Below are 3487 nucleotides of genomic sequence, written 5' to 3' on the forward strand. Positions count from 1 at the left end.
CAGCTGCGGCTCCGTAATATTGGCGGCATTATTATTATTGATTTTATTGATATGGACAGTGCGCAAGACCAATCCAAAGTGTTGTCGCTTCTCGAAGAGGAACTGAAAAAAGATCGAACCCGGGCCAAAATCTTAGGTCTGACCCAATTAGGCCTGGTGGAAATGACCCGCAAAAAGGTGCAGCAGGGCCTCGACAGCTTACTGCAAAGAGCGTGTCCCTATTGTGAAGGGAAAGGAAAAGTGCTCTCCGAAGAGACGATCAGCATCCGGGCCCAAAAGCAGTTAATGTCCTTGGCGGTCAAAAGCGATGCCCCGGCATTTTTATTGGAAGCTCATCCCAGTGTGGCTTCCATGCTGATCGGCGCCGGCGGCAGTCATCTGCGACAATTGGAGGAACAAGCGGAAAAGCAGTTTATTATCAAAGGTCGGGATGATCTGCACCTGGAACACGTGCAGATCAAGAGTCTTTACGGCCAGGAGGAAATCGAGGACTTGGCGATGCCGGTGAAGGTGGGACAGATTTTAAACGTGCGGATCGAAGAGCCGCATATTGTCAACGGTTACGATGGTATAGCCCGCTTGAACGGCTATGTGTTGGACATTGAAGGGGCTGGCGTGGCTGTTGGTGAAGTGGTTCGGGTGGAAATCCAGCGGGTTTTTAGGACTTACGCCCGCGGACGCTTACTTGGAGAGGCTCAAATTTAACGGCTACGTAATGGACATTGAAGAGGATAAAACAGCTGCGGGTGGAGTGATTCGGGTAGAAATCCAGCGAGTTTTTAGGACTTATGCCCGCGGACGCCTGTTGGGTGACAGTGCTGAAGCACGAATTTCTAGGGGCTTGAACCACTTGGGAAATAGACCATTCTGAAAAATACTTCATCGCAAATAACACTGGACAGGCGTAAGCCATTATGAGATGATAACCTTGAGAAAGAATAAAGAGGTGGATCTTAAATGGACGTGCCTTTCCTGATTGGTGACCGTCAGTTTACTCAATCTGATGTGGAATTAATCAAAATCACGGTGCAACGTTTTTCCCGTTTCAGCCGGGAGGAAATCGCAGCGACCTTATGTGAGAATTTACCGTGGAAATCACCAAACGGCCGGTTGAAGCTAGAAGCTTGCAGAAAGTTACTACTCGAATTTGAACATAAGGGCGTAATCACCTTGCCTCCGAAAAATGAAAGCAAAGTTCGGAAGGTTGGCGGAGAACGAATGGGAACAGCCATACAAACACAATGCCAGGCTGGGTTACATGATGTTTTCCCCGTAACAGTAGAACCGGTAACCATTAAAGAAAGAGCAGATTGGAATGCCACTATGGCTACCTATCACCCATTAGGGCACCTTCGTTCAGTTGGAGCACATCAAAAATATTGGATTAGAGTACAAAACACAAACAAGAGAGAGATTGTGGGGGCGATGCTGTTTGGGGCAGCCGCCAAAGCCTTGGCTGCCCGGGAAAAATGGATAGGCTGGGATGCTGAGGAGCAGAAGCGATACCGCCCAAGAATCGTCAACAACAATCGGTTTCTCATCCTGCCCCAGGTGCATATTCCGAATTTAGCCAGCCATGTCCTCGCTTTGGCAGCCCGTCGGATTCGGGCAGATTGGCAAGTGCAATATGGATACGAACCGGTACTTCTAGAAACATTTATAGAGGCCGAATACATGGGAACGTGTTATCGGGCGGCTAATTGGATTGAAATAGGTAAAACTGCCGGCAGAGGGCGACAGGATGCCCACATGAAATATGAAGCCACCGTTAAAACAATTTGGATGTATCCGTTGATGCGTAATTGGCGTCAATTACTTGTAGAACCATTCCCAGAGTCCAAAGAAGATCAGGGCGGATGGGAGGATTAGGCATGAGTCAACGCAATCCAGAATCCATCCACCCGGCGACTCTTCCTAATCGAAAAAGCATTTACAAAAGCAGCAAAGAAGAGCAGGAAGGCCGTCAAATCGTATTAGAAAGGCAACTATTGGTATGGCGATCTCAGCTACCACAATTAATGAAGAAATTTGCTCAACTACCGGATCTCAGGCGCCCCGGAAGCATTCGACATAAATCGGTAGTGCTTATGACCTTCGCTCTATTTTTGTTTGTGTTTGAATATGCCTCCCGAAGGGAAGCTAATCGGGAACTGACACACCCCAGCTTTTGGGAATTGCTTCAAGCAGTATTTCCAGAGATCGAAAGTATCCCCCATATGGATACCGTTAATCGATTTCTGGAGAAAACTGACCCAGCCCATCTGGAAGAAATACTGTTACAGACGATTAAGCGTCTTTTGCGCAACGGCAAACTCCGGGGATTTCTGGTTAATAAGCAGTATGTAGTAGCCATCGATGGTACCCAAAAATTAGCCCGCAGGTGGCAATGGGCCGACGAAGCCCTACATAAGCGATACGGGGATAACGAGTCTTATGCCGCTTATGCTTTAGAAGCTGTGATAGTTAATCCTCAAGGAATGGCCATACCCTTTCTTACGGAATTCTGCGAGAATTCCAGCGGGGGAGAAGCATTAATCAAGCAAGACTGCGAACTAAAGGCTTGCAAGCGATTGCTTATACGTATGCGCAAAGTATTTCCCAAGTTACGCCTGATGGTAGTAGTTGATGGTCTATATCCTAACGGGCCAATAATGGCACTTTGTCGTCAATTGCGTTTAGACTTTATGATTGTGCTCCCACAGGACTGTTTACGTAGTGTTTGGGATGAAGTAGAAGGCCTTAAAAAGCTGGAGAAAGATCAGACCAGGACTTACTGTTGGGGTAACCGGGAGCAAGTATTTTGGTGGGTTAACCATATTGACTATGACTTTCAGGAAAACAATTCCCGGCGTCGACTAAAGCTACACGTTGCTGGATGTACGGAATCCTGGGAAGAAAATGGGAAGAACCGGGAAAGCCACTGGACGTGGGTATCTTCGCAGCCATTAACTAAACAAAATATAGTCATCCGCTGCAATCGCATGGCCCGCCAAAGGTGGAACATTGAGGAAAACATCCTAATTGAAAAGCATCATGGTTATCAGTATGAGCATGCCTTCTCTTTGAACTGGACAGCGATGAAAAATTGGCATCTGATAATGCATTTGGGGCATCTGATAAATATATTGGCCTTACATACGGAGGTATTAATAGATAAAGTGCGGGAATTAGGCATTCGGGGAACACTGAGATTCCTCCGGAAAAGTTGGATCAACCAATGGATTGATCCTGCCAAGTTAAAGACTTTCTGTACTCGGTCTCCAAGGTTAAACCTGATTATCCAGTAAGGTTAAATTACAATTATCTATTATAAAAGACCTCTAATGTTGGTTTATTTTGCTATGTCATTAATTGCAGTTTTATAGGATCTAGCTATAATCTGAATGATGCGTTAAGTTCAAGAATTAATACCTCTTCATCTATTGTGCTAAATGGTTGCCTATTTCGTAAGCCCTATTTTTTTAAATTGGTTCATGCTTCAGCACTG

Annotated in this window: 3 protein-coding genes; all 3 read left to right on the top strand. The window is 46.0% G+C overall.

Translation table 11 applies throughout. From position 1 onward, the window contains the following. Nucleotides 1-705, top strand: a 705-nt coding sequence (locus KO464_05295; protein MCC7572785.1) for a ribonuclease E/G, incomplete at its 5' end; no start/stop codon positions are given. Between the two features lie 252 nt (nt 706-957). Next, nucleotides 958-1869, top strand: a complete 912-nt coding sequence (locus KO464_05300) for a DUF4338 domain-containing protein (GenBank protein ID MCC7572786.1) — start codon at nt 958-960, stop codon at nt 1867-1869. A gap of 2 nt (nt 1870-1871) precedes the next feature. Beyond that, nucleotides 1872-3287 (top strand): transposase family protein, encoded by a 1416-nt coding sequence (locus tag KO464_05305; GenBank protein ID MCC7572787.1) that lies wholly within the window; start codon nt 1872-1874, stop codon nt 3285-3287. Nucleotides 3288-3487 lie beyond the last annotated feature (200 nt).

Origin of the sequence: Methanofastidiosum sp., from assembly GCA_020854815.1 — an archaeon.
GTDB lineage: Archaea > Methanobacteriota_B > Thermococci > Methanofastidiosales > Methanofastidiosaceae > Methanofastidiosum.